17 protein-coding genes and 1 other annotated feature are annotated in these 20,854 nt (G+C 47.1%); of the genes, 3 read left to right on the top strand and 14 right to left on the bottom strand.

The window, feature by feature from the left end:
* Positions 1 to 118: 118 nt before the first annotated feature.
* The 3 genes from ACR32F_RS06595 to ACR32F_RS06585 form a co-directional block, all read right to left on the bottom strand.
* On the bottom strand, positions 119 to 607 hold the full coding sequence (locus tag ACR32F_RS06595; protein WP_440117303.1) for a DinB family protein: 489 nt from the start codon (positions 605 to 607) through the stop codon (positions 119 to 121).
* 27 nt (positions 608 to 634) lie between these two features.
* A complete protein-coding gene (locus ACR32F_RS06590) occupies positions 635 to 1,570 on the bottom strand; it encodes a helix-turn-helix domain-containing protein (protein WP_440117301.1) in 936 nt (311 codons plus the stop codon).
* A 281-nt stretch (positions 1,571 to 1,851) separates the two neighbouring features.
* A complete protein-coding gene (locus tag ACR32F_RS06585) occupies positions 1,852 to 2,688 on the bottom strand; it encodes an AraC family ligand binding domain-containing protein (protein WP_440117299.1) in 837 nt (278 codons plus the stop codon).
* A 126-nt stretch (positions 2,689 to 2,814) separates the two neighbouring features.
* Between ACR32F_RS06585 and ACR32F_RS06580 the strand changes: the two genes are divergently transcribed.
* Both ACR32F_RS06580 and ACR32F_RS06575 read left to right on the top strand, forming a co-directional pair.
* Positions 2,815 to 5,934: a glycoside hydrolase family 2 TIM barrel-domain containing protein gene (locus tag ACR32F_RS06580; RefSeq protein ID WP_440117297.1), complete on the top strand. Its 3,120-nt coding sequence runs from the start codon at positions 2,815 to 2,817 to the stop codon at positions 5,932 to 5,934.
* A gap of 108 nt (positions 5,935 to 6,042) precedes the next feature.
* Positions 6,043 to 6,807, top strand: a complete 765-nt coding sequence (locus ACR32F_RS06575) for a hypothetical protein (RefSeq protein ID WP_440117295.1) — start codon at positions 6,043 to 6,045, stop codon at positions 6,805 to 6,807.
* A gap of 278 nt (positions 6,808 to 7,085) precedes the next feature.
* On the opposite strand, the gene ACR32F_RS06570 is transcribed toward ACR32F_RS06575, so the two are convergent.
* From ACR32F_RS06570 to ACR32F_RS06535, 8 genes are all read right to left on the bottom strand, one after another.
* The gene (locus ACR32F_RS06570; protein WP_440117293.1) at positions 7,086 to 7,541 is read right to left on the bottom strand and encodes a hypothetical protein; all 456 of its coding nucleotides are present in this window, start codon (positions 7,539 to 7,541) and stop codon (positions 7,086 to 7,088) included.
* A gap of 280 nt (positions 7,542 to 7,821) precedes the next feature.
* Positions 7,822 to 9,456: a chaperonin GroEL gene (gene groL, locus ACR32F_RS06565; protein WP_440117291.1), complete on the bottom strand. Its 1,635-nt coding sequence runs from the start codon at positions 9,454 to 9,456 to the stop codon at positions 7,822 to 7,824.
* Between the two features lie 74 nt (positions 9,457 to 9,530).
* Positions 9,531 to 9,812, bottom strand: a complete 282-nt coding sequence (groES, locus tag ACR32F_RS06560) for a co-chaperone GroES (protein ID WP_440117289.1) — start codon at positions 9,810 to 9,812, stop codon at positions 9,531 to 9,533.
* Between the two features lie 433 nt (positions 9,813 to 10,245).
* Positions 10,246 to 11,028 carry a twin-arginine translocase subunit TatC gene (gene tatC / locus ACR32F_RS06555; protein ID WP_440117287.1) on the bottom strand — a complete coding sequence of 261 codons (783 nt, stop codon included), beginning with the start codon at positions 11,026 to 11,028 and terminating at the stop codon, positions 10,246 to 10,248.
* A gap of 78 nt (positions 11,029 to 11,106) precedes the next feature.
* The gene (locus tag ACR32F_RS06550) at positions 11,107 to 11,358 is read right to left on the bottom strand and encodes a twin-arginine translocase TatA/TatE family subunit (protein WP_440117285.1); all 252 of its coding nucleotides are present in this window, start codon (positions 11,356 to 11,358) and stop codon (positions 11,107 to 11,109) included.
* 205 nt (positions 11,359 to 11,563) lie between these two features.
* Positions 11,564 to 12,049 carry a MogA/MoaB family molybdenum cofactor biosynthesis protein gene (locus ACR32F_RS06545; RefSeq protein WP_024630749.1) on the bottom strand — a complete coding sequence of 162 codons (486 nt, stop codon included), beginning with the start codon at positions 12,047 to 12,049 and terminating at the stop codon, positions 11,564 to 11,566.
* A 37-nt stretch (positions 12,050 to 12,086) separates the two neighbouring features.
* A complete protein-coding gene (gene moaC / locus ACR32F_RS06540) occupies positions 12,087 to 12,590 on the bottom strand; it encodes a cyclic pyranopterin monophosphate synthase MoaC (protein ID WP_440117283.1) in 504 nt (167 codons plus the stop codon).
* A gap of 15 nt (positions 12,591 to 12,605) precedes the next feature.
* Complete coding sequence (locus tag ACR32F_RS06535; protein ID WP_440117281.1) at positions 12,606 to 13,244, bottom strand: 5-formyltetrahydrofolate cyclo-ligase; 639 nt, start codon at positions 13,242 to 13,244, stop codon at positions 12,606 to 12,608.
* A gap of 281 nt (positions 13,245 to 13,525) precedes the next feature.
* Here ACR32F_RS06535 and ACR32F_RS06530 point away from each other — a divergent pair, with 281 nt between their 5' ends.
* Complete coding sequence (locus ACR32F_RS06530; RefSeq protein WP_440117279.1) at positions 13,526 to 15,484, top strand: ABC-F family ATP-binding cassette domain-containing protein; 1,959 nt, start codon at positions 13,526 to 13,528, stop codon at positions 15,482 to 15,484.
* A gap of 961 nt (positions 15,485 to 16,445) precedes the next feature.
* Here ACR32F_RS06530 and ACR32F_RS06525 read toward each other — a convergent pair.
* The 3 genes from ACR32F_RS06525 to rimI form a co-directional block, all read right to left on the bottom strand.
* On the bottom strand, positions 16,446 to 18,002 hold the full coding sequence (locus tag ACR32F_RS06525; RefSeq protein WP_440117277.1) for a 2-isopropylmalate synthase: 1,557 nt from the start codon (positions 18,000 to 18,002) through the stop codon (positions 16,446 to 16,448).
* A 300-nt stretch (positions 18,003 to 18,302) separates the two neighbouring features.
* Positions 18,303 to 18,653: a binding site (T-box leader), on the bottom strand.
* 524 nt (positions 18,654 to 19,177) lie between these two features.
* On the bottom strand, positions 19,178 to 20,233 hold the full coding sequence (gene tsaD, locus ACR32F_RS06520) for a tRNA (adenosine(37)-N6)-threonylcarbamoyltransferase complex transferase subunit TsaD (RefSeq protein WP_440117275.1): 1,056 nt from the start codon (positions 20,231 to 20,233) through the stop codon (positions 19,178 to 19,180).
* On the bottom strand, positions 20,230 to 20,751 hold the full coding sequence (gene rimI / locus ACR32F_RS06515; protein ID WP_440117273.1) for a ribosomal protein S18-alanine N-acetyltransferase: 522 nt from the start codon (positions 20,749 to 20,751) through the stop codon (positions 20,230 to 20,232). The genes tsaD and rimI overlap by 4 nt, the downstream gene beginning before the upstream one ends.
* Positions 20,752 to 20,854 lie beyond the last annotated feature (103 nt).

The following is a 20,854-nucleotide window of genomic DNA, read 5'->3' as shown; positions in this document are numbered from 1 at the left end:
GTCATAACGTCCAATTCTAATAGACTTCATAGATTCATAGACAACTGTACGCAAAAAGCCCCGCCGGACCATCCGGTGGAGCCAATTCACATTCTACATTTGGGTATTCGAGATTTGCTTAGGCATACAGCATATAAAAGTTTAGCTCATGGCCCTGTTGCTTGAGATAGTTATACAGCTGGGAGCGGTGGTGGAACACATGTGTTACCGTTTCAATCTGCCATTTTACCTGGACATGTCCATGTTCCATATAGAAAGCTTTCGTTGAACGATTCAGCAAATCCTCTTCGCTCAAAGAAACGATATAGGCTTTGTAGGCTTCCAGATTACTCCACAACGTTGCTTCCAGCTTATCGATATCCTCGATCCCCGAGAGACTATTCTCCACTAAGCCTACCTCTGCTTCACCTTTTTCCTGCATGATGACAAGGTCCGATGCCGTGATCTGGATAAAATGATGCACCAGCTCCACCAGTGAACGCATATTATCCTGCGGGCGATAAGCCCAGTCCTCCGGACGGATCATTCGGATTAAACTAGCCCCTGTACGTACTCCCGTCTCCAATTCATTCAATAGATGATCCCGAATTTGCAATGTTCCATTCATATATGATGTCTCCCTTATCTTTTATTCTCACAATTTCAGTATAACCGAAGGTGCGGCAGATCTATTGTATAAATCGGACAACATCCGGCCATGCTCTTTGGCTGCAGTCAACGGTGTTTCTCCATAAAACTTGCGAAAATGACGAATCAGATGCGCCTGGTCATAAAATCCATAATTCTGGGCAAGCATTGCCCAATCTGCCGTTTGCCCCTGATGGATGCTGGCCAGGACACGGTGAAAACGAACCACCTCACTGAAACGCTTTGGACTGATTCCAACCCATTCCGAAAATTTGCGATGAAGCTGCCGTTCGCTAATAACCTCGCGGATCGCCAGCTCCTGGACACTCATACGTCCCCCATCGACAAAGATGCGGTGCAGCACGCTTTTCATCAAATCGTTATCATATGTACTTGCCTGCACAGACAAAGGGCTCAGATACGCATTCATGACCGTTACCCGTTCTGCAAAATGATTCGTCTCGGCCATCCGCTCCTGAAGCTCGTTCAGCTTCTCTGGCCAACATTCCTGAAGTGGGATTCGCTTATCCGTAAACCATTCCAAAGGCATGCCATGGAAGTTATATGCTCCACCCGGGAAGAACCGGACTCCAAAGGTGTACTCTCCAGCAGCAGGACCATCGTCGGATGGCTCAGGTATAGCGAAAGGTTGTGTATAATTGCCACAGTAAGCATAAGAATGCACTGAACTGACCGAGTCGTATGTAATCAGCATGTCCGTGCAGCCATCCGGTAATACACGGGCAGGTACAGTCATCACCGATTGATCTCGACCTTCTTTCATAGCAACATCCTCATGCGTATACGGAAGAGAGCCGGATTCCCAATAACAGGCTACATAAGCCATCAAGCCGGCAGCAGGTATTTGCTCAACATAATAACTGTTAAGATACGTCCCATTGATCTGAATGGGCTTAAACAGCGGGTGCAGGCTGGGATCCACAATTCTTCCCTCCGATCACTAGTGTTTGTTGCACATGATGTATTCAACTATCATACCACCAACCGATCAAATGAAGAAAAAAAAGTGCCCCGCCGGACGATCCGACGGGGCCAGTCACACATCTATTTAACACGAGAAGGGGTTTACAAGACTTATCTTACTCTTGTTACCTTAATGAAAACTGAAATTGAGATGAAAAGAACATCAATTTTTAAAATGGTGTTAATGAGTATTGACGCGATCAACACGGAACCAAGTGGAAAGCTTAAATTGTTACTCCATCAATTCAATCCATGCAATCTACGGAAGTTCTCTGGACTCATGCCCGTGTGTCTTTTGAACATAGCGCAAAAATAGCTGGCATTCTCGTAACCAACCCGATCCGCAACTTCGTAGATTCGAAGTTCTCTCTTGCTGAACATCAGCTGCTTGCTCCGATTAATGCGTTCCTGATTCACATAGAACAAAGGTCTCGTATGAAGTGCCTTCTGAAACAGCCTGCACAAATATTGCGGAGATACCATAGCCACATCGGCCAGCTCCTTCAGGGATAGCGACTGATCCAAATGCTCTGCAATATAGCGCAGCACAGGCTTTAAGCGCTCCAGCTCATCATTATGATTCGCAGGTACGATAAGCAATGGCTTCAGATCCAGTAACAGAGCGTACAGCTGCTTGGAGCATTCAATGTCGTAATCGGTGTAATCCTCATCTCCACGGTTCTCCCCTCTCACCAAGAGCTGCTCTAGTCCACGCAACAGCTTGCTTGTTCTCAGCTTGCATACGCGTGAACTGGATATCCCCGCATACGATAAAAGCTGACTAGCCTCTCTCCCCTGAAACGATACCCACGCCAGCTCCCAGCGGTCACTAATTGGCATATAACGATGCGGAATATCGGGATACAGAAAAAAAACGTCACCGGGTCCAATCACATATTCCTCTTCCTCTTGCAAGATCAGTCTCCCCTGACCATGAATGACCTGGTGGAGCTGATAATCCGGGAATCCTTCCGGACGCTCGGTTTCATATTGGTGTTCCCAGTAACCAACCGTAGTCATATAGATCGGCAGGCGGGCAGCTTCTTCTGTTTTACCAAAAAAGATCCGGGTATCCATCCAGCACACCACTTTCTCCGTAACCGGTTTCATATTGTGATATATGTGGGCAATATCCTTTATTCTCTAAGTCCCCATTCAATTCTATAATGTTAATATTATAACATTACAGAAGGAGCTGCTGTTATGCGAAACAAACTGATTTACACCCCACCGGCTAATGGTTATCCGGAATGGAACAACAATCCCGAGATTTTTCAACTCGGACGTTTACAAGCACACGCCTCGATGATAGCGTTTCCATCTATATCAGAAGCGCTATCCAGTGAATCCAGCTCTTCCCCATGGGTCCAATCCCTGAATGGGGTGTGGAAGTTTGCTTTTGCAGAGACACCAGACGAACGGATTCAAACCTTTTTCCAGACCGATTATGACCATAGCAACTGGGACGAGATCGCCGTTCCTTCCAACTGGCAATTACAAGGCTACGATTATCCGCAATATACCAATCTGACTTATCCGTGGGTAGAGCGCGAGCCAGAACTGAAAGCTCCATTTGCCCCAACAAGCTATAACCCTGTGGGTTCGTACATCCGTACCTTTACCGTTCCCGCAGATTGGAAAGATCGTCCCGTTCTTCTCCATTTTGAGGGCGTTGAATCGGCTTTTTATGTATGGGTCAACGGGGAACTGGTCGGTTATAGCGAGGACACGTTCACACCGGCAGAATTTGATATCACTCCGTATCTAACTGAAGGTGAGAACAAGCTGGCTGTGGAGGTATATCGCTGGTGTGATGCAAGCTGGCTTGAGAATCAGGATTTCTGGCGGCTAAGCGGCATATTCCGCGGTGTATACCTGCATTCGCCTTCACCAGTCCAGATCGCCGATTTCTTTGTTCGTACCGAACTGGATGACGCGTATCAGGATGCGGAGCTATTGCTGGATTTGAAGCTGTTTAATCATAATACTGCGCAGACCCCTGCTGGATTGACCGTTCAGGCACAGCTCTACGATGCAAAGGAACAGACTGTACTGGAGCATCCGCTCTCTGCGGCGGTTTCCTTCCAAGGTGGGGATGAACTTACATTCAAGTTCACAGCCGAGGTTGAGAGCCCGCTCAAATGGAGTGCCGAATCCCCCCATCTGTACACGCTTGTTCTATCCATTCAGGATGAAAAAGGCGATACCCTTGAAGCCGTTCGTTGCCGAATCGGATTTCGCAAGTTTGAACTGAAGGATGGCTTGATGAAAATCAATGGCAAACGGATTGTATTCAAAGGTGTGAATCGGCATGAATTTTCTCCAGATACAGGGCGTGCCATCGGACGGGAAGACATGATCCATGACATTGAGCTGATGAAGGCTTTTAATATCAACGCAGTACGCACATCCCACTACCCGAATCAATCCCTCTGGTATGAGCTGTGCGACGAATATGGCCTCTATGTCATTGACGAGACGAATCTGGAAACACATGGCACTTGGTACTACGGGCAAAAAGAAATGAATGAGAACAATATTCCAGCGAGCAAGCCGGAATGGCGTAACAATGTGCTGGATCGCTGTAACTCCATGTTCCAGCGGGACAAAAACCATCCGTCCGTCATCATCTGGTCCCTTGGCAATGAATCCTTCGGCGGCGATAACTTCATTGCCATGTATGATTATCTGAAGCAGGTCGATCCAACACGACTCGTTCATTATGAAGGTACCTACCACTATCGCCCTTCCGATTCGGCAAGCGATATTGAATCAACGATGTATATCAGCCCACAAGATGTGGAGCAATACGCGCGCATGAAGGGACCTAAGAAGCCTTATATCATCTGCGAATACAGCCATGCGATGGGTAACTCCTGTGGAGGCCTTCATCTGTATTGGGAATTGTTCGATAAATATGATGTATTGCAGGGGGCATTCATCTGGGACTGGGTCGATCAATCGATTCTTACGACCACAGCGGACGGCGTAGAATATCTCGCCTATGGCGGCGATTTCGGTGAGTCCCCTCATGATGGAAATTTCTGCGGAAACGGACTGATTCTTGGCGATAAGACGGTTACACCGAAACTGGAAGAAGTGAAAAAATGTTACCAGAACGTTCGTATGGAAGCTGTTAACTTGCAGGACGGTCTGCTTCGCATAAGAAACCAATTCCTGTTTACGGACTTGAATGAATACACACTCGTATGGACGATAACACACGATGGCGTATCCGTAGAGAACGGCAAATTGGACATCGCGGTGCCTCCTGGCGAATCAGCTGAAGTCCGTATCCCTTACACACCATCGTCCGATTTGTTCCAGGAAGCGGTAATGACTGTATCCCTGGTCACCAAAGTTGCTACCAAATGGGCAGGAATAGGTCATGAAATCGCTTGGGATCAGTTCGTGTTATCTCCACGATTGCTTCCAATCAAACCGGTACACCAAGGACAAGGCAATCCATTAAATGTTCAGAATCTACAAGATGAACTAAGAGTGGAATCTGCGAATGTCTCGTTAAGTTATAATCGAACTACAGGTGAATTAACGTCCTATAAGATCAACAACCAGGAACAATTGCTGGCACCTGCACGGCCAAATTTCTGGCGAGCAGTTACAGACAATGATCTGGGGAATGGATTGCCTGAGCGCTCTGCCTTCTGGAAAGATGCTCACACCACGAACAGATTGGTTCGCTTCGAACACCACACGGACGAACAGGGCTGTCTCGTGACGACCGATTATACGTGGGATACGCATCCGGGTTGTACGTTATCAATCACGTACCGAATTCATCCTGACAGTGTGATGGAAATCAGCCAAACACTTATTCCTGGAGTAGGTTTGCCAGAGATTCCTGAATTCGGCATGCTGCTTCAACTGGACAGTGGCCTGGATACCATCTCATGGTACGGCAGAGGACCACACGACAACTATGCAGACCGTCTAACCAGTGCACGGCTCGGATATTACACAGGTGCGGTTCGTGATCAATTCGTCCCTTACCTGAAACCGCAGGAATGTGGCAACAAAACCGATGTGCGTTATGCTGAAATCACTTCAGCAGATGGCCGAAGCGGTCTGCATGTCGAAGCCACGGCGCCGTTCGAAATCAACGCACTGCCATGGACACCTGAGGAACTGGAAACACATGATCATGTGTACAAACTGCCTCAGAGCACACAAACCGTTGCCCGCATCAATTACAAACAAATGGGTGTCGGCGGCGATGACAGCTGGGGTGCACGCACCCATCCTGAATTCACTTTGCCAGCCAATCGTCCGTATCAATTCACTTTTACGGTAAGGCCTGTATAAATGAGAGAAGCACTGCTGGCAGGATGCCGGCAGTGCTTTTTTTGGTGATGAGTAGTACAGGTTTAAAGTTTCCCGAAGGAATATTATAATAAGTGTGGGACAAACTCGATGATGTGGATTAATAATCTATTACGAGGTGAGAATTTGCAATATCTGTTTACAATACTATTCATTCTTGGCTTTATGGCTTTCTTCGTATTTCTTGTTTTGATGATCTTATCCATAAGAAAACATAACCGAATAACGATAAGACATATTATTCTATCGGCGCTATGTTTTGTAATTGCTTCAGTAGGGCTGTATGGCATGCTGACTTCATCTTCCCATCCTACACAACCTGGAATAGACCTGACGAAGGAGCACGAATCTGGAGCCACTACAGCTGAAGAGAAGCATGATCACCCAAACCAGACTGACCTCTCTGAATTCCAAATGACAACGGACGAATTCAAAAACAAGTTCAATTCAATCGTAGGCAAATATCGATTAAACGGCTTGAGTATAACTGTCTTGAACATGAAGGAGTCTCCAGAACATGGCACTAAAACTTTCGAGTATGCCTTCAATGACGATTTACGTATGGTTGGTGTGTTGAATTCAGATCAGAGGGTTCAGGAAGTCAGGTTATTCGGGACTGGTGATGTCGGTGAGCCAACGGGTGGAATCCTTTTGACTGCTATCGCCACACTCATTCTGACTACTAATAGCGATTACACCTATAACGATGCACAAGACGTCGTCCAGGATATTGGCTTATTGGATCGCGATGTAAAACGAAACGATTTTGATGGAGCGACTGTTCGAAATGGATGTGAATATCGCCTCAGCATCCAAGACGATATTTCTATTTTTGGAATAAAAGCAGCTCATTGAGTTACACATGTGCAAAATAGCCGCTCCATTTGGAACGACTCAACGTGGATATGTATGTATGGGTGGAATTAATTGAGGAATCCAAAAATCAATGTAACTACTATACAAATAAGAAATATTGGGTAAAATACCCATTTGTTGACCTTATTTTTGAAAGTGATGATCAAGCAACTCATGCATATCCACGCGATTAATAGTTGCCACATATCCAACGAATGAACACCTCCTATGAACCAATTCCGCATATAGTGCGAATTCCCTTCAACATCGGTTAGAATTTACAAACTTTTCAGTTGATTAGCATCGGTACCCAGATGTACATCCAATTTGCCAGACATCCCTTGTGCAGAAGAGGTACTCACATAATACCAACCAGTCGACAACGCTTTGTCACTATAATATGTATGCTCTTTTCCATCTGCTGGGACACTGTCAAAGGTTATTTCAGTTCCAGTAATAGATCCTTCGTTGATTGTGAACGTAAATGGTTTCGAACCCTTGTTTATAAAACTCACTTTCACATAACCAAATCCCGCCGGAATATTAAACTGATGCGTATTTGTAGTACCTGCGAAATCCTCATTATTGATTACTGTGAATGTCGTTAATGGAGTAATACTAGGTTTATTAGCTATTACTGGCCCTGAAGCAGAAGTGGAAGTGAATGAGTATAGTAGGATAATTAAACCAGTAGCAACCAAAACTACCACTACCATTCTTGTGATATGTTTCATAATGATGACCTCCAAATGTTATGTCTATAATTCAATAGATAGAAAATATAACTTATAAAACTCCTAATGTAAACCATATTTATACTTTTACGTCATATAAGATATAATTGTCCGTATGCAAATTTCACCAACACAAAAACCACTCCTTAATAAGATATTAAGAAGTGGTCATTGGTTCATTTATAATTTGTAACAGTGACTGCTTTACAAATCCTCGTCACATTGTAACGAAAATTCACTCTGCTAGACACATGATGCTTTAAAGGTTTTTACACCTTTATTACATCATGCCGCCCATTCCACCCATACCGCCCATGTCAGGCATTCCACCACCAGCACCTGGAGGTTCTGGTTTGTCAGCGATAACCGCTTCGGTCGTCAGGAACATAGCTGCTACAGAAGCAGCATTTTGCAATGCATAACGTGTTACTTTTGCAGGGTCAACGATACCTGCATCGATCATGTTAACCCACTCGCCAGTCGCAGCGTTGAAACCTACGCCAGTTTGTTCTTTTTTCAGACGTTCCACGATTACGGAACCTTCTTCGCCAGCGTTAGCTGCGATCGTACGAATTGGAGCTTCCAAAGCGCGCAGGACGATGTTTACGCCTGTTTGCTCGTCGCCGGACAGGGCTACAGCTGCAACCGCGCTATATACGTTCATGAGCGCTGTACCACCACCGGATACGATACCTTCTTCAACCGCAGCGCGAGTTGCGTTCAGGGCATCCTCGATGCGTAGTTTGCGTTCTTTCAGTTCTGTTTCAGTAGCCGCACCGACTTTGATTACTGCTACGCCGCCGGACAATTTAGCCAGACGCTCTTGCAGTTTCTCTTTGTCGAACTCGGAAGTGGTTTCTTCCAGTTGTGTACGGATTTGGCTAACACGTGCATCGATATCGGATTTGTTACCAGCACCGTCAACGATGATTGTGTTTTCTTTCGTTACACGGATTTGACGAGCTGTACCCAGTTGTTCCACAACAGCGGATTTCAGGTCCAGACCCAATTCTTCCGTGATCAATTGGCCACCAGTGAGGGCAGCGATATCTTGCAGCATTGCTTTACGACGGTCACCAAAGCCTGGAGCTTTAACAGCTACAGCGTTGAATGTACCACGCAATTTGTTCACTACCAGCATAGCCAGCGCTTCGCCTTCAATATCTTCAGCGATCAATACCAGCGGTTTGCCTTGTTGAACGATTTTCTCAAGCAATGGCAGGATGTCCTGTGTGCTGGAGATTTTTTTGTCTGTGATCAGGATATACGGATTGTCCAAAACAGCTTCCATTTTGTCCGTATCTGTGATCATGTAAGGAGAGATGTATCCACGGTCGAATTGCATACCTTCAACCACTTCAAGCTCTGTAGCGAAGCCACGGGATTCTTCTACCGTAATTACGCCGTCTTTACCCACTTTTTCCATAGCTTCAGCGATCAGCTCGCCTACTTCATCATCTGCTGCAGAGATTGCTGCAACTTGTGCGATGGATTGTTTGGAATCAATTGGTTTGGAGATGGCTTGCAATTCAGCAACCGCAGCTTTAACCGCTTTGTCGATACCTTTGCGGATACCAATTGGGCTAGCGCCTGCAGTTACGTTTTTCAGACCTTCTGTAATCAGCGCTTGAGCCAATACAGTTGCTGTTGTTGTACCGTCACCGGCAACATCGTTTGTTTTGGTTGCTACTTCTTTAACCAGTTGTGCACCCATGTTCTCGAATGCATCTTCCAGTTCGATTTCTTTAGCAATCGTTACACCGTCATTTGTGATGAGCGGGCTTCCGAATTTTTTCTCCAGAACCACGTTACGGCCTTTAGGTCCGAGTGTTACTTTTACTGCATTAGCCAATGCGTCCACACCACGAAGCATGGAACGACGAGCGTCTTCACTGAATTTAATCTCTTTAGCCATGGTAAGAAAACCTCCCTAGTATATTGTGTAAAATGGTGTTGCTATATGGTTCGGTTAACCGATTAAATTTGAAATTAGTCGAGAATCGCGTGAATATCGCTCTCTTTCATAATCAAATATTCTGTACCTTCGAATTTGATTTCTGTACCGGCATATTTGGAGAAAATAACGCGATCTCCCTCTTTCACTTCCAGAGCTACACGTACTCCGTCTTTCAATACTCCAGCGCCAACAGCAATAATTCTGCCCTCTTGCGGTTTTTCTTTAGCGGAGTCCGGAAGTACGATCCCGAAAGAAGTTGTTTGCTCTTGCTCCAGTGGTTCTACCAATACGCGTTCACCTAAAGGTCTGATCATGAAAAATAGCCTCCTTTTGAAATTATATAACGTTACATTGTGGGTTGTAGCCATATGTATTAGCACTCGACAGTGTTCAGTGCTAACAACCAACTTTATGATACTCAACTTGAAGCATGATTTCAAGTCCTTTTCATGAATTCTTGCGAGATTTTACGTTGAATTTACATCAACACAACCAAATAACACCCGGTTTACCTGCATAAATGTTGCAACATCTCTTAATTTCTTTTTTTCACGAAAACCGTTAGTTCTCCAGCCATGTTCCGAGGCAGTCCTTTTCCATTGTATCCATTGTTGAACATAATATGCCTGCTTGTCCCTAACGAGTGTGGAGGGCGAATCACCAGAAGTTACCCGGATAGGAACAGTCGTCTTTGCCGGGCACATGCAGATGATCAAGCTACGCAAGCACAGAACATCCATTAATCGGTTATCCTGCACTCTGTTCATCCTTGGTACGCACGTAGCGGGATTCAGCCTCTTCATCAGCCGCAAGCTGCTTGCGATACACAATGGCGGACAGAAATACACTCATTTCATATAACAGCAGCAAGGGAATCATCACCAGAAAATCCGATATAAAGTCCGGCGGTGTCACAATCACTGCAATGAAGATCAGCACAAAATAAGCGACTCTTCTCATCTTCCGAAGCCGAATTGGATTCAGAATCCGCAGCCCTGTCAAAAACATAATCAGTAAAGGAAGTTCAAATAACAGGGACACGGGTAACACGATGCCAAACAGGAAGCTGAAATACTGCTTCATCCCATAGGTCTCCACAAGCCCCATTTTCTCCGTAATCATGGTCGTAAAGGCAAGCGCCATCGGAAACACGACATAATATGCAAAAGCCATCCCGATCAGAAATAACATAAATACATAGGGCACATACTTCAGTGATGCCTTTCGTTCCTGAGGTCGCAGCCCCGGACTAACAAACTTCCAGATCTGATACACCGTAAATGGCAATGTAATAATAAGTGAAAACAGACCGGCAATCTTCATGTAGATACCAATCCCGTCCCAGAACGAGAAGGCATGCAGCACAAAACCTTGTGCCGATTCCGCCTTGGTCAGATAGCGATACACCGGATCTGCCACAAAAAAACCTGCAACTAGTCCCAGCACAAAAATGCTTAACACGTAGATCAGCCGCTTCCGCAGCTCACTCAAATGTTCCGTCATCGTCATTTCTTCATTTTGCTGCGTCATGCCCGCCCCCCATTCATGCCAGCTTAAAATACAAAACCCTTCCGGCAGGAAGGGATTTCTCTTTCATTGCCGTCAAGATTATTCCGGCAGGCGTTTGTCTGCAGGCTTGTCTGCAGATATACTATCAGATGCCAGCGGCTTCGCCTTCTCCTGCTCTTTGCTTTTAGCTGAATCATCATCGGAGATCATGTCGCGTGCACCTTCCTTAAACTCACGGAAAGTCCGTCCGACTGCACGTCCCAGTTCCGGCAGCTTGTTCGGTCCAAACAACAACAAAGCGACAACAACTAGCAATATGATTCCTGTTGCTCCAATACCCCCAACTCCCATAGTTATCCCTCCTCCTTGTCCACACCTTAAAAACAGCGGATCTTCGCCCACAAGGTTGAATGACGCCTTAACTGAATTTTAGAATTATGCCAATCATACCATAGATGTAACCACTTACATAACCCGCAATATTCACAGAAGAGACATATAAATACAATATTTCATCTACGCTCGTCTCACCTTTAACAATAGACCCACTTGGAACTTATTGCTTGAATTGACCCGTAACCATCAGCAGCGCTTCCGGAAGCTGGTCCATAATTGCCGCCAAATGTTCATGCACACCTTTCGGTGTACCTGGCAAATTGACAATCAATGTACGTCCACGAATGCCACAAACTCCACGGAAAAGCATGGCGGAACGGTTTTTGCCCATCACACTGTATCGCATAGCCTCAGCCATCCCAGGGACTTCCCGTTCAATAACCCGCCGAGTCGCTTCCGGAGTAATATCACGAATTGCGAGCTCCGTACCGCCAGTGGTCAGTACCAAATCTGCGTGAAAATAATCCGTCATCTCAATTAAAGCCGCGATAATCTCATCGGGTTCATCAGGAACGATGCGGTACTCCACGATTTCCCCACCCAGTTCTTCTTCCACAAGCTCCCGGATGACTTGTGCACTCGTATCCTCACGTTCCCCGCGGGCTCCTTTGTCGCTGGCTGTCAGGATTGCTGTTCTCCACACCATAAAGATCACCCTTCTCCTCTATGAAAATAAATGTCCCTTATCGGCTGAAATCGCCGTTTTTGCCACCGCTTTTGGAATTCAGCATGGTTGGACCGATAATCATATCTTTCTGCATAGCTTTACACATGTCATAAATCGTCAGTGCCGCAGCCGAGGCCGCCGTGAGCGCCTCCATCTCCACACCTGTCTTGCCTTCCGTTTTGACCGTTGCTTCAATCAGCAATTCATCTACCCCGTTGTCCTGAAAACGAATATCCACACCCGTCAGTGCCAGCGGATGGCACATCGGAATCCAGTCTGACGTTTTCTTGGCGCCCTGAATCCCGGCAATCTGAGCCACAGCCAGAACGTCACCTTTACCAATGCGTCCCTCCCGGATCGCTTCAAGCGTAGCCGGATTCATCATCACTTTGGATACCGCCACAGCTGTACGCACAGTGATTTCCTTACCTGAAATATCAACCATCCGGGCCCGGCCCTGTTCATTAAAATGGGTCAGTTTTCCACCGGAAGCCTGGCCTTCATTCGCTTCTGAATTCAATCACATCACAACCCTTTATTCGATATGTAATATACCTTCGGTTGTCATCAACAGATCAATCCGCAGATCAAGCGGGTCCATCGGAATTACATCCTGCAGCTGCCCCGGCAATACAAGCGCAGCCATCAAGGGTCTTTGGTCCTTCATAGCACAGTTCGCTGCAAGCGTCTCGGCAAAACGATCATAATAACCGCCGCCGTACCCAATTCGCCCTCCATGCAGGTCATAGCCCAGCCCGGGTACCACGACAAGATCAATATCTGGCCAATGTTCGGGTTGAAGTACCTCGCAGGAATCCCTAGGTTCAGGTATCCCCCATATTCCCGGCTGAATATCCTGCTCTCCTGTAACTCGCCGCAATTCCAAACGAGGCGGATTCGCCAGCACTTTCGGGGCAAGCATCACATCTCCATACTTCCAGCCATCTTTAAACAAAAAGGCAGTAGATGCTTCGCTTCGATAAGACAAGTAGCTGAATATCATGAGTCCCTTGTTCTTCAGCTTCCTTTTGCCCTTTCTGAGGCGCCCCAGCTCCCGCTTCGTCACAACGCTGATCTGAGTCATTGCCTGCTGACGCATACTTTCATCCATCAGATCACGGCTCTGTTTCAGCTTAGAACGAAGCTGGCTTTTCTGTTCCGTATGATCCTGCATGTCCTTGCATAACCTCCTGTTGATCGGGAAGGTAAAAAAAGCTTTCATTTTAAAATCAATTTATATGTTATGCACTTGTTGTCATCTAGTTGGAATGGTCAAAATGATTCATTTTCTGCAAAATAATCATGTTATAACATGCCTTCTTTCAGTTTATCATTGATTGACCAAAAAGACTACACGCCCCGGGCGCTCTCCATCGGTGCATTTGCTGTGTATTTCATGTAAACTGAGATGTAGTTGTTAATTCAAGAACTGGACCTATGGAGGAACTTAATTTTATGCTGCTGCAAGTATCCGGAATTATCAAACGTTTTGGTGTCGATCCAATCCTGGATGGCGTAAACCTACAAATATTAGAACGCGAACGCATTGGCCTTGTTGGTGTCAACGGGGCAGGAAAATCCACTTTGCTCAAAATTGTGGCAGGTGAAATGTCCTATGATGGAGGGCAGATTTTCAAATCCAAAGAAACAACACTCGGTTATCTCGCTCAGAACAGCGGGTTACAATCAGACCGCACCATATGGGAAGAAATGATGAACGTGTTCGATCACCTGATCCAGGCTGAAGCAGATTTGCGTCAGATGGAACGGGATATCGCCGATCCTGCACAGATGGAAGACGAGAAAAAGTATGCCGACTTGCTTGAACGTTATGCGAGACGCTCTGATTGGTTTAAGGATCATGGCGGCTACGAGATGGAGACCCGCATTCGCAGTGTACTGCACGGTATGGGCTTCGGTGAATTCTCGCCAGACACCCCGATTGCCACACTGAGCGGCGGGCAGAAGACGCGCCTTGCGCTTGCTCGTATTTTGCTTCAGGCCCCCGACCTGCTCATGCTGGACGAGCCTACCAACTATCTCGATATCGCGACCCTAACATGGCTCGAAGATTATCTGAGAGGTTATTCAGGCGCATTGCTGGTGGTGTCCCATGACCGGTATTTCCTTGACCGACTTGTAACCACCATTGTAGAGATCGAACGGCATCGCTCCAGAAAATATACAGGCAACTATAGCCGATACATGGAACTCAAGGCTGCCGAATATGAAAATGAAATGAAGCAATACGAGAAACAGCAAGGTGAAATCTCCAAGATGGAAGACTTTGTGCAGAAAAATATCGTACGTGCTTCAACGACCAAGCGGGCCCAGAGCCGCCGCAAGGCACTAGATAAGATGGAGCGACTCGACAAACCAATGGGCGATCTGAAGAAAGCTCACTTCTCCTTCGAAACGGCTGTTATGTCTGGCAAGGAAGTGCTTCGAGTGGATCAGCTGTCCGTCGCTTACGACGAGGCTTCTCCGTTGTTCCGCAACGTATCCTTTGATCTGCGTCGCGGGGAAACGGTTGCCCTGATCGGTCCGAACGGGATCGGGAAATCCACAATGCTGAAATGCCTCACCGGAAGTTTGCGTCCGGTAGATGGTCAAATCCAGTGGGGAACCAAGGTGCAGATTGGCTATTATGATCAGGAGCAGACTGGACTCACGCCTTCCAATACCGTATTGGAAGAGCTATGGGGCGCCTATCCTGGGATGGAAGAAGCACGGATTCGTACCGTACTTGGGAACTTTTTGTTCAGTGGAGATGATGTGCTCAAGAAGATCTCTTCCCTCAGCGGCGGTGAGAAAGCTCGTGTCTCTCTCTCCAAGCTGATGCTGAAGGAAGCCAATATGCTCATTTTGGATGAGCCTACGAACCATCTCGACTTGTTCGCCAAAGAAGTGCTGGAAGCAGCGCTAATGGACTATGAAGGCACGTTGCTATTCATCTCCCATGACCGTTATTTCCTCAACAAAATGGCTGAACGCATCGTTGAACTGCATCCAGGTGGTACGGAGCATTATCTCGGCAATTATGATGATTATGTGGAGAAAAAACAGGAGCTTGAAGACATCGCACGCGAAGCTGCTGAAGCCCGTCTTGCTTCATCCAAAAACGCGGCCAAATCTAATCCAGGCCTATCTCCAACCGAAAAATCCGGAGCTGCCTCATTCGAAGCAGACAAGCAAGCCAAGCGGGAGGAACGTAACCGTCAACGTAAGCAGGAGGCTCTGGAGCAGCAGATTGCGGAGCTGGAAACGAAAATTACAGAACTTGAGTCCCAGATGGCTCTACCTGAGATATATCAGGATTATATGAAGCTGCAGGAACTCCAGGGAGAATCAGAAGAACACAAGCTTCAACTCGCCAAGGCATATGAAGAATGGGAAGAATTAGCTTTGGAATAGGAAGATGATTCATCCGAATCATCTCATAACTAGACAACCATATTAAAAAGCAGTAAAAAGGCCCTTACGTCAAGAGGATGACGGGGGCCTTTTTTAGCGTGATTCAGGTCCAAAAAGTCGTGCCAAAGGTGAGTCCAGAACCAAGTAGGTTGCACTCGAATCAATATTTTTCATTTGTCAAATCCACCCGCATTTCGTAAAATATATTTCCTGGCTAATTCTCTTCATTTATCCACAAGAAAGCAAGTTAACAAGCATTGAATTCCACTTAATTATACGTTGGTAGAATAACCTTTTCAGCTATAATCCATTTTTATCCACCGACTTATCCACATTATCCACAGATTCGCGAATAAAAGCGGTTCATTTTATCCCCTGAATTCGTTTCGTTTCGAAAACATTGCCCATTTGACCTTGAAATAGTTACCCACAAATTATACTGGATATGTGGATAACTATAATCACATCTTGACAGATCATCATATTGCATTCTCATTCCCCTCTTGCGACGCTCACTTCAAGGGTATGGGTAATCCAACATATTCTACGGCTCCAGGAAAGGCACATTATGTCCCCAGCCTGCACTCCCGAATTTTCACTTCACGTTGATTGCCTTCTCCTCTCGGGCCAAATCGCTAACAAACCTACCACGTCTTAAACAGACGAATATGATGGAATCCAAATTTCAACGAACCTCAGCGACGTTATTTCATCACAAACCTGCGGATGAACCTACGAATTGACCAATTTTGATGAAATAACGTGTCTGTGATTCGTTACACTGCAAACCCGGGGAAATTGGAGCGAATAGCGTGCGCTTGGTTCGTTAGACTGAAGTAATGCCAAAAAGGGGCCCCTGTCCGTCATACTCATGACGTATGGGAAATCCCCTTTTTGTTATAATCGCTTCTCGATCAGGTGGCGCGGAATGACCCACACCATATCATGTGCCGTATCCTGCTTATGCCGTAGTTCGCTGCTCGCTCTCCGCAGCCTCAGCCTTCAAACCCGCAGCATTACATGCAGCTACGTAGGCAAGACCTGCGGCCATGACAATATCATTATGAGTCGCAGTTCCCCTGAACTCACGCCCTGCACGCTCCACGGTAACCGCAGCTTCTGCACTCGCAGCCTCGCCTCCGCTCAATGCGTGCATCTCCATATCCACAAACGTAATATCATCCGAAATGCACTGACCAATCGCACGGATCGTTGCATCTACCGGACCACCGCCGACAGCGGAGTAGGATTGCTCTCCTGCACTTGTGCGAATACGGACGGCTGCCATTCGATCGGTCATGCTGCCTGCTGTTACCTGCAATTCAACCAGTTCATAATCCTGAGCAGGAATGTTCATGGTCTGGCTAACCATCTGCAATAACTGGTCATCACTGACCACTTTCTGTTGATCGGCTGTTTCTTTAAATACCTCATACAGTTGTTCCATTTGCTGCTCATCCGGTTCAAAGCCATATTTACGAACCCGATCCTTCAAGGCGTGACGACCGGAATGTTTGCCCAGAATAATCATGCTGCGCGGAATACCCAGCGCTTCCGGGTCCATAATCTCATAAGTGCTACGGTTTTTGAGCAGACCATCCTGATGTATACCGGATTCATGCTGGAAGGCATTGCGTCCTACCACCGGTTTGTTGTAGGCAATCGGGAAATGCATGGCACGGCTAATCTGACGGGATGTCTCATACATCTGGTTCAATTTGATATTCGTCGTTGCACCGAGCACATCTCCACGCGTCTCCAGGGCCATAATCAGCTCTTCCAGTGCACAGTTTCCTGTCCGTTCTCCCACACCATTAATCGTAACTTCAATCTGGGAAGCACCGTTGGCAATCGCGGCCAGACTGTTGGCAACCGCAAGTCCCAAGTCATTATGACAGTGTGCGCTGTACCGAACCTTGTCTCCACCCCTTGCACCCTCACGTACCCGGCGGAACATCTCTCCATATTCATGCGGCAGCGCGTATCCGACCGTATCCGGCAAATTGATCACACTCGCTCCAGCTTCAATGGCCACTTCAACCATCTCGATCAGATCATCCATCTTTGTACGAGCCGCATCCATAGCGGTGAATTCCACAATATCCGTGAACTGACGTGCATAAGATACCATCTCCCGAGCCGTAGCCACGACTTCACTGCGTGGACGGCGCAGCTGATGCTCAATATGAATATCCGAAGAGGAGATAAACAAGTGAATTCGGCGGCGTGCTGCATCAGCTGTTGCTTGAACGGCTGCATCAATATCGCCTTTGACTGCACGAGCGAATCCGCAAATCTCCACGTTCTGCAATTGTCTGGAAATCGCCTGAACCGCCGCGAACTCACCCGGACTTGAGATCGGGAATCCAGGCTCGATGACGTCAATACCCAGAGCAGCCAGTTGGTGAGCCAGTTCGATTTTTTGCTCAGGCTGCAAACTGGCTCCCGGTGCCTGTTCTCCATCGCGCAGCGTCGTATCAAAAATCTCAATCATGCGTTTGTTATTGTTCGTTGTCATATTAATCAACCTCCATATTTTTTGATATGCCCTTTCGTTGGAACCAGACCAGATCCTTGCTGTTCACATGACATGTTTTCGTAAGTTTTTGTTCATAAGTTATGTTTGATCGGATAGCCAGGCTTGCTGCGTTAATCATTCCGTAACTCGCGACATTACTCATAATTGATTCGTGACCTTATTCGCGCCATACAAGAGTGTACGTCGACTTACACTCTCTCATTTCTTCTCATGCATATCATACATGCCCATCGCCCACCCCTGCTGCCGGCAGCAAACACAAATAACCCGCCATCTCATCTAAGAGACGGCGGGTTATTATCCCCTCCGCGGTACCACTCTTGCTTGATAGTTCAGGCTTGCGCCTGACACCATCCACCTCGTCGTCTCCAGCCATAAGCGTTGCCACTGCGTACACGCCGCACGTACAACAAATCGTCCAGCTGGAGAAACACCCTGTAACGGAGGTTAGCCGTTGCTGTGTAACGCATGACCCTTACATCCGTAAGGACATGTGGACGGAACATCGTCCCTCATGCTTCCACAGCTCTGTTCCCGGGCGAGATTCAAATGATATCAGCCACTGCGTTGCACCACCCCGCAGCTCTCTGAGCGCTTTGTCATTTTACTGCTCCCGTTCATTACATTTATCGTATATAACAAGTGATCCTTAACCAATACCATTTTGAGAATCAAAAAAAGCCTGCCACCTCATGCAATAATGCAAGAGACGACAGGCTGTTCACCTTCGCGGTACCACTCTTGTTGACTCCTCCTGTTCACCCGAAATCATCCTCATGCGCTTCTGCACATATCCGAATCACTCGAAGCAGCCTGAAAGCCCCCTCAGTTATTGTTGATTTTCTACCGATATATCATCTGTATTCCATCAACAACGGCCCATTCACGGAGGCAACCCGTAACCATGTACTTTGAGCCATCATCGGCCTTCGGCTTCTCCCAGGGAGTTACCGTGTTCCATCGTTCCGCTTCCAGGCGAGTTTCAGGTTTCCTTCGGCTGCGTTGCACCACCCCGCAGCTCTCTATGACCCGGAATTACCCTACTGTTCCTGTTCATTGCGTTTTAAGTTCAGGAATCTGAATTCCCGTTTGAATTTGTAATTAATATACATTCTTCACATCTGACTGTCAAGTCTTAATGTGTATGAATCATTCTATAGTGATTGAACAGACCATGCCTCAAGCGAAAGCCCGGGATCTGCTTTGGCATCAAACTCCGAGATTTCTCCCCGCTGCCACTTCAAATACGCCGCAGCCCCAATCATTGCTGCATTATCGGTACAATACTCCATCGGCGGGATTAACAATTCGAGCCCTTCCTTCGCGCAACGCTCCTTCAATGCCGAACGCAATCCCCGGTTAGCCGCAACACCACCACATAACAGCAGTTGACGTGAGCCATACTCCCGAACAGCTCTTACTGCTTTCTCCACCAGCACTTCAACCACAGCTTCCTGGAAGCCTCTCGCCACGGCAGACGGCTCCAGTGTTTCTCCGCGCATTTTAGCCTGATTCAACACATTCAATACAGCAGACTTCAGACCACTTAAGCTGAAATCATATGAACCCGGTTCAAGCCATACCCGTGGAAGTGGTACAACATGCTCCGCCTCAAATGCCATCCGGTCAACATGCGGTCCTCCTGGATAGGGACAACCCAGTGCACGCGCCACTTTGTCATAAGCTTCGCCCACAGCATCGTCACGCGTACGACCGATCAAATGGAACTTGCCCTCGGATTCCATATGCACAAGTTCTGTATGTCCACCCGAAACAACCAGTGCCATGGCTGGATATTTTAGCTCATGAGTCAGTCTGTTGGCATAGATATGCCCGGCAATATGATGTGTACCAATGAGTGGTTTACCAAGAGCCATCGCCATGGTTTTGGCCGCAACGATGCCCACCAGCAATGCACCCACCAGCCCTGGACCTTGCGTCACAGCAATCGCACTCAGATCACGCGGACGAATGCCGGACTGTTCAATGGCCTGTTCCAGCATCAGCGTAATGACTTCAACGTGTTTACGCGAAGCCACCTCGGGTACGACTCCGCCAAATGCCTTATGTGTCTCAATCTGACTGGAGATCAGATTAGACAGCACTTCCCGCCCATCCTTCACTACCGCTACAGATGTTTCATCACAGCTTGTTTCCACAGCCAAAATATAAGATGGTGCCGAACTTAGATTTTCATTAAAATCTTTCATGAATCTATTACGCTTCCTTCCTCTTCGCCGCTCCGGCCTGCAGGCAGCAGATTCGCCCACATAATCATCGCATCTTCCCCGTTGTCGGAGTAATATCCTTTGCGAAGACCTGCCGATTCAAACCCTTTTTTCTGATACAAGCTCTGGGCAATTCGGTTCGAAACCCTGACTTCCAGCGTCATTCGCTCCATCCCGAGATACGCCGCCGTTTTCATCAATTCGTCCAGCAGCTTCTCGCCAAGCTTCCGCCCACGGTAAGCTTCCCTAACCGCAATGTTGGTAATATGGGCTTCATCCATAATCGTCCACATTCCGGCGTAACCGATCGCTCTACCATCTAATTCCATCACCATATATTTAGCAAAATGATTATGTGTTAATTCATTGTGAAATGCTTCTTCCGTCCAGGGCAGGGTAAAGGCTTCATGTTCAATATCCATCACATCTGGAATATCATCCAGTGTCATGAGCCTGAACTGAAACGCCGCCTCCTGCTGGTCATTCTCCACGTTCTCCATTGGCTCCCCCCCCTTTTAGTGCGTGTTCAAAAAGACCGGTTTTCAGTACCGAGAAGATGGGATGAAGCTAGAAATGGAGTAGCGGAGCGTAGGGAAAACTACA

Origin of the sequence: Paenibacillus hebaui, from assembly GCF_051934385.1 — a bacterium.
Taxonomy (GTDB): domain Bacteria; phylum Bacillota; class Bacilli; order Paenibacillales; family Paenibacillaceae; genus Paenibacillus.
This window is presented reverse-complemented; position numbering and strand designations above follow the sequence as displayed.

Bases quoted from the DNA above. Each gene is read 5' to 3' on its own strand.
- ACR32F_RS06530 (WP_440117279.1), top strand. From the start codon at position 13,526: ATGCTGCTGCAAGTATCCGGAATTATCAAACGTTTTGGTGTCGATCCA.
- groL (WP_440117291.1), bottom strand. From the start codon at position 9,456: ATGGCTAAAGAGATTAAATTCAGTGAAGACGCTCGTCGTTCCATGCTT.
- ACR32F_RS06595 (WP_440117303.1), bottom strand. From the start codon at position 607: ATGAATGGAACATTGCAAATTCGGGATCATCTATTGAATGAATTGGAG.
- ACR32F_RS06550 (WP_440117285.1), bottom strand. From the start codon at position 11,358: ATGGGAGTTGGGGGTATTGGAGCAACAGGAATCATATTGCTAGTTGTT.
- ACR32F_RS06580 (WP_440117297.1), top strand. From the start codon at position 2,815: ATGCGAAACAAACTGATTTACACCCCACCGGCTAATGGTTATCCGGAA.
- groES (WP_440117289.1), bottom strand. From the start codon at position 9,812: ATGATCAGACCTTTAGGTGAACGCGTATTGGTAGAACCACTGGAGCAA.
- ACR32F_RS06575 (WP_440117295.1), top strand. From the start codon at position 6,043: ATGATGTGGATTAATAATCTATTACGAGGTGAGAATTTGCAATATCTG.
- tatC (WP_440117287.1), bottom strand. From the start codon at position 11,028: ATGACGCAGCAAAATGAAGAAATGACGATGACGGAACATTTGAGTGAG.
- ACR32F_RS06585 (WP_440117299.1), bottom strand. From the start codon at position 2,688: ATGGATACCCGGATCTTTTTTGGTAAAACAGAAGAAGCTGCCCGCCTG.
- ACR32F_RS06535 (WP_440117281.1), bottom strand. From the start codon at position 13,244: ATGCAGGATCATACGGAACAGAAAAGCCAGCTTCGTTCTAAGCTGAAA.
- tsaD (WP_440117275.1), bottom strand. From the start codon at position 20,233: ATGAAAGATTTTAATGAAAATCTAAGTTCGGCACCATCTTATATTTTG.
- rimI (WP_440117273.1), bottom strand. From the start codon at position 20,751: ATGGAGAACGTGGAGAATGACCAGCAGGAGGCGGCGTTTCAGTTCAGG.
- ACR32F_RS06545 (WP_024630749.1), bottom strand. From the start codon at position 12,049: ATGGTGTGGAGAACAGCAATCCTGACAGCCAGCGACAAAGGAGCCCGC.
- ACR32F_RS06570 (WP_440117293.1), bottom strand. From the start codon at position 7,541: ATGAAACATATCACAAGAATGGTAGTGGTAGTTTTGGTTGCTACTGGT.
- ACR32F_RS06525 (WP_440117277.1), bottom strand. From the start codon at position 18,002: ATGACAACGAACAATAACAAACGCATGATTGAGATTTTTGATACGACG.